This is a genomic window from Pseudomonas sp. PIC25 (assembly GCF_002286785.1).
Classification (GTDB): Bacteria; Pseudomonadota; Gammaproteobacteria; order Pseudomonadales; family Pseudomonadaceae; genus Pseudomonas_M.
On sequence record NZ_MUJY01000007.1, the window covers coordinates 1 to 4,617 of the forward strand.

Annotated in this window: 3 protein-coding genes and 2 pseudogenes; all 5 read right to left on the reverse strand. The window is 60.3% G+C overall.

Features of this window, described 5'->3' with window-relative positions; all coding sequences use genetic code 11:
* Window positions 1-15: 15 nt before the first annotated feature.
* Window positions 16-246 (reverse strand): annotated as a pseudogene (locus BZL41_RS00080) (transposase domain-containing protein); the annotation flags it as partial.
* A gap of 103 nt (window positions 247-349) precedes the next feature.
* Window positions 350-2,011 (reverse strand): group II intron reverse transcriptase/maturase, encoded by a 1,662-nt coding sequence (gene ltrA / locus BZL41_RS00085; RefSeq protein ID WP_095597415.1) that lies wholly within the window; start codon window positions 2,009-2,011, stop codon window positions 350-352.
* A gap of 576 nt (window positions 2,012-2,587) precedes the next feature.
* Window positions 2,588-3,871: pseudogene (locus BZL41_RS00090) on the reverse strand (IS66 family transposase); the annotation flags it as partial.
* 63 nt (window positions 3,872-3,934) lie between these two features.
* On the reverse strand, window positions 3,935-4,270 hold the full coding sequence (tnpB, locus tag BZL41_RS00095; RefSeq protein WP_143517984.1) for an IS66 family insertion sequence element accessory protein TnpB: 336 nt from the start codon (window positions 4,268-4,270) through the stop codon (window positions 3,935-3,937).
* Window positions 4,267-4,617, reverse strand: a 351-nt coding sequence (locus tag BZL41_RS00100) for a transposase (RefSeq protein ID WP_218224300.1), incomplete at its 5' end; no start/stop codon positions are given. The genes tnpB and BZL41_RS00100, both read right to left, overlap by 4 nt.

The following is a 4,617-nucleotide window of genomic DNA, read 5'->3' on the forward strand; positions in this document are numbered from 1 at the left end:
GTAAGCGAACGGGCATCACACCTTGCCGGCGGGCACCCAGTTGTGCGGCAGCAGCTCGGCCAGGGCGCTGGCCTTCTGCGTCGGCAGGCGCGTGAGCACGTCCTTCAGGTAGGCGTACGGATCGTGCCCGTTCAGGCGGGCTGACTGGATCAGTGTCATCAAGGCCGCGCCCCGCTGACCACTGCGCAGCGAGCCGGCAAACAGCCAGTTGGAGCGCCCCAAGGCCCAGGGGCGGATCTGGTTGTCGGGTAGTCAGACGCGGTTACCCGCGCCCAACCCCCTAAGAACCGTGCATGCGAGTTTCCCAGCACACGGCTCAAGCCTCTGCTAAGGCGCCATTGGCACCCGGTTATACATCGTCGACATTGGCAAATTGCACATCCCTTGGGCAACGCAGGTGGTAGATCTCAAGATTAGCGGCCGCATCCGTTCCACCATGACTCAGCTTCACAACATGGCGGCTATGCCATGGTGTGTCTTTGGTGACCGGTTGAAGGCATGCGCAGCAGCGGCCACCTTGCTGTAGCCACACCCGATACAGCTTGGCTCGACCCTTTGGGGAGATAAGCATTCTTTTGCCCCATCGGGATTCGAAGTACTCATCCCATGCGGGGTCGTGAGGGTTGGCAGCGGCCTTGATCTTGATATGTCGCACAATTGGCGTGTCCGAGGCGTCCAATAACGTGTACTGACGCTTCCGACCATCGGCGGATTTTTCAGCACATGAGAACACCCATCGACGCGCCCCTTGTACTTTGAAATACCGATCCTTCACCCATCGGCGTGTCTTGCGAGGGTGGCGACGTACCGCCCATCGCCAGAGCATTTCCCACACTGCGCTGTCCACCTGGTTGAAGACCTTCTTGGCGACGACATGGCTGTGATAGTTCGCCCAGCCCCGTAGAATCGGGTTGAGCAAACCTATCAAATTTGTCTGCCGTGTCGTTCTGTTCGCCTTGATCAACTCTCGTAGCTTGGCAAGGTGAGCGCTGATGTTCGCCTTTGACGGCTTGATCAGTAGCTTGCCGTTGTACTTGCGCACGTTCCAGCCGAGAAAGTCGAACCCGTTCCCTATATGCGTGATTTTGGTCTTTTCCTGAGAGAGCACGAGACCGCGCTCTGCCAGAAATTCAACCACGGCAGGGCGAACTTCATTTTCGAGCCACTCTTTGGAGTACCCCGTGATGATGAAATCGTCCGCATACCGTACCAATCGCAGCTTCTTACCTGTCCATTTGGCGGTAGGGAACTTCTTCGCCAGCATCGTTTCCAGCCCGTCCAACGTCATGTTGGCCAACACCGGAGAGATGATGCCTCCTTGCGGTGTTCCGGCGTGGCTGGGGAACAGCTTGCTTTGGTAGACATAACCGGCCTTGAGCCATTTCCGTAAAATCGCCTTGTCCATAGGGATGTTGGCGATCAACCAGTCATGGCTGATATTGTCGAAACAGCCTTCAATGTCGCCCTCTAACACCCACTCCGCATTTGCTCTTCGTGACAGCACACCAAAGCACTGCGCTGCGGCATCCGCTGTTGAGCGTTCCGGTCTGAACCCGTAAGAGTTCGGATCGGCGGTGGTCTCCGCGATGGGTTCCAGAGCCAGCAAATGCAGCGCCTGCATGGCCCGGCATTTCATGGCGGGTATCCCGAGAGGTCTCGTCTTACCGTTTTTCTTCGGAATAAGGACTCTCCGAAGCGGAAGCGGCGAGTAGCCTCGCCTCTTCAACGACGTAATCGCACCGATCTTGGCCCTGGGCGTATTCCAAGTAACCTTGTCGACCCCAGGAGTGTTTTTGCCTTTGTTTTCAGACACCCGTTTCACGGCCAATGCCTTGCCACAGAACGAGTGAGTCAGCAGCCATTGCAGGGCTTTCGCCTTGTTATGCCTGCCGTCTTGTACGGCCTTCACAATACGCGCTTGCAGCCCTCTGACACGACGCTGTACGGCAATCCAATCGATGCTGTCCCACGACGTGCCGGAAGGTGCACACGCGAATACTGCTGCGTTCATTTGCTCTCCCTCCGTTGAAAGGGTTCTACACACTCTCTTGTGATGAGAGACCATGAGGACGTCAGCCCGCTTTCGCGTAAGGTGATGTTTCAACCTCTATCCAGCCCGTTACAGGCTGGCGTTCGCTTTTTCCTCGTTCCTTCGCCCGCACCGCCATGGGCAGTTTTTGCAAACTGCTTTCCCAATGGGAGCGATACGGGATTTCCACGTTCCGCTTACTGAAGTACGTCGGGTTAGGTGCCTGCTATCGACCGGGAGGCATGTGGGTCACGAACGCGTAGTCGAAAGACGCTATTCCCACCTCCATTACCGTTTTGGTTCGAGCGTGTAAGCCATTTCCGCTCGCTCAACTTAACGATCGTTGCGCAGATTCACATGCGTTCACCATACCGACTATCTAGCCCTCGTCCGGCTATGGCTGCCAGAAGGGTACGCCTCTCACGATTGGTACCCCGCACCTTGCGGTGCCTCGTTCCATTGTCGAAGGCGCTCTTGATTCAGCCTTCTAGATTCACCCGGTGACACGGGTGGTTCCCGCCGGGGGGAACAACTTCATTAAGCGACTTCGTGTCGCACCTCGATCCAGTTGTTGTCGATGGGTAGGTTGCCGTCATCCAGGTAGCGCACCAACGCGGTCCAGCGCTTGAGGCTGTAGTCGAGTGCCTTGGCGATCGCGCTGCCTTCCGGCACCTTCTGCCGCTGCCCAAGCATCCAGCCATGCAGGCCTTCGATGATCGGCCTGGCTTTGTCCTGGCGCAGTTGCCGACGCTGTTCGGCGAGCAGCTCTCGCCCTTCGCGCTCCACCTCGTACAGTTGACCGATGTACTGGAGGGCCTGCTCGGCCAGTTGGCTCTGGTTGGCAGCATGCAGGTCAAAGAACTTGCGCCGGGCATGGGCCATGCAGCCGATCTCGGTCACGCCTTGCTCGAAGCTGGCCTTGTAGCCGGCGAAGTCGTCGCAGACCAGTTTGCCTTGCCAGTCGCCCAGGAAGCTGCGCGCGTGCTCACCGGCCCGACTCGGCCTGAAGTCGTAGACCACGGCCTTGAGGTCGGCGAAGGGGCTGGGTGCATAGGCCCAGACGTAAGCCCGCTGGGTCTTCTTCGTGCCCGGGGCGAGCATCTGCACCGGGGTTTCGTCGGCGAGGATGACGTCCTGCTGGAGCAGGCGGTCGCGCAGAGCATCGACCAGAGGTTGCAGCTGGACGCCGCAAGCGCCGACCCATTGCGCTAGGGTGGAACGCGCGATGGCCAGCCCGGCGCGAGCGAAGATCTTTTCCTGGCGGTACAGCGGCAGATGATCGGCGAATTTGGCCACCATGACCTGAGCCAGCAGCCCCGCAGTCGGGATGCCCTTGTCGATCACCTGCGCAGGCACTGGGGCCTGGATCAACGTTTCACACGCGGCGCAGACCCACTTGCCACGGATATGCCGCTCGACGGTGAAGGTGCCAGGGGTGTAGTCGAGCTTCTCGCTGACGTCTTCACCGATGCGCTTGAGCTGGCAGCCGCAGGCACACTGGGTGCTGTCCGGCTCGTGAAGTATCAGCGTGCGCGGCAGTTCGGCCGGCAGAGGCGCTCGCTTGGGTTGCTGCCGTAGCTCGCGCTTGGCGGGCTCTGGTCGGGCCGCCTCAAGCTCTGCCTCGATGGCGGCGATGTCGGCATCGATCATCTCGTCCAGCAGGTTGAGCTGGTCGGCATTGAGCTGCTCGCTGCGGCGGGCAAAGCGGTGGCGCCGCAGCACGGCGAGTTCGTGGTTCAACCGCTGGTTGAGCGTTTCCAGATGATCGACGCGCTGGCTCAACTGCGCGGCCAGTTGGCGCAGCTGTTCAGGCGTCAGATGATCGAAAGCGGCAGGATTCATGGCGCCGAGTGTGCGGAGTTCGGGCCCCCTCGGCGATAGGCCATTGGCCTAATTGCACCTCGGCTACAGGAGCCTGATCTCGGCATCGGGGCCAAGACGCTGCCAAGGCAGGCCGATCACCAGGGCCTGCAACTGCTCGGGGCTGAGTTCCAACTGCTGTCCTTGCCAATTGCCCAACCAGACGAAGCGCCCTCGATTGAGCCTGCGAGCGGCCAGCCAGATGCCGAAGCCATCGTGCACCAACACCTTCATCCGATTGGCGCGCTTGTTGGTGAACAGGTAGGCGCAGTGCGGCTGCGCCGCACCGAACACCTGAACCACCCGGGCCAATGCTGTTTCGGTGCCGGCGCGCATATCCAGCGGCTCGGTGGCGAGCCAGATGCGCTCGATGCGGATCACTTCAGTAGCTCGCGCAGGAAGCGGGCGCAGCCTTCAGGGTCGTTGCCCGGCCACTGCACTGACAGCTTGCCGGCCCGATGGGGAATGGCGATCTGGATGACCATGTCGGCCGCACTCGCGGTAGCCGGCAGGCTCGGGACGAGAGGAATCGGAATGAAACTTGAGGGTACAGCAGGCAGCTGTGCCTGCTGGCGACGAATCCACTTGTGCACGAGATTGGCGTTGAGGCCGTGGTTCAAGGCCACACCGGCAACCGAGGCGCCGGGCTGGGTACACTCATCGACGACCTGGGCCTTGAAGGATTTGGGATAGGAGCGGCGTTGGCCTGGCACGGGAGATCCTCCGCA

What these genes read in the sequence shown, in the direction of transcription:
- ltrA (WP_095597415.1), bottom strand. Translation starts at nt 2,011, where the DNA reads ATGAACGCAGCAGTATTCGCGTGTGCACCTTCCGGCACGTCGTGGGAC.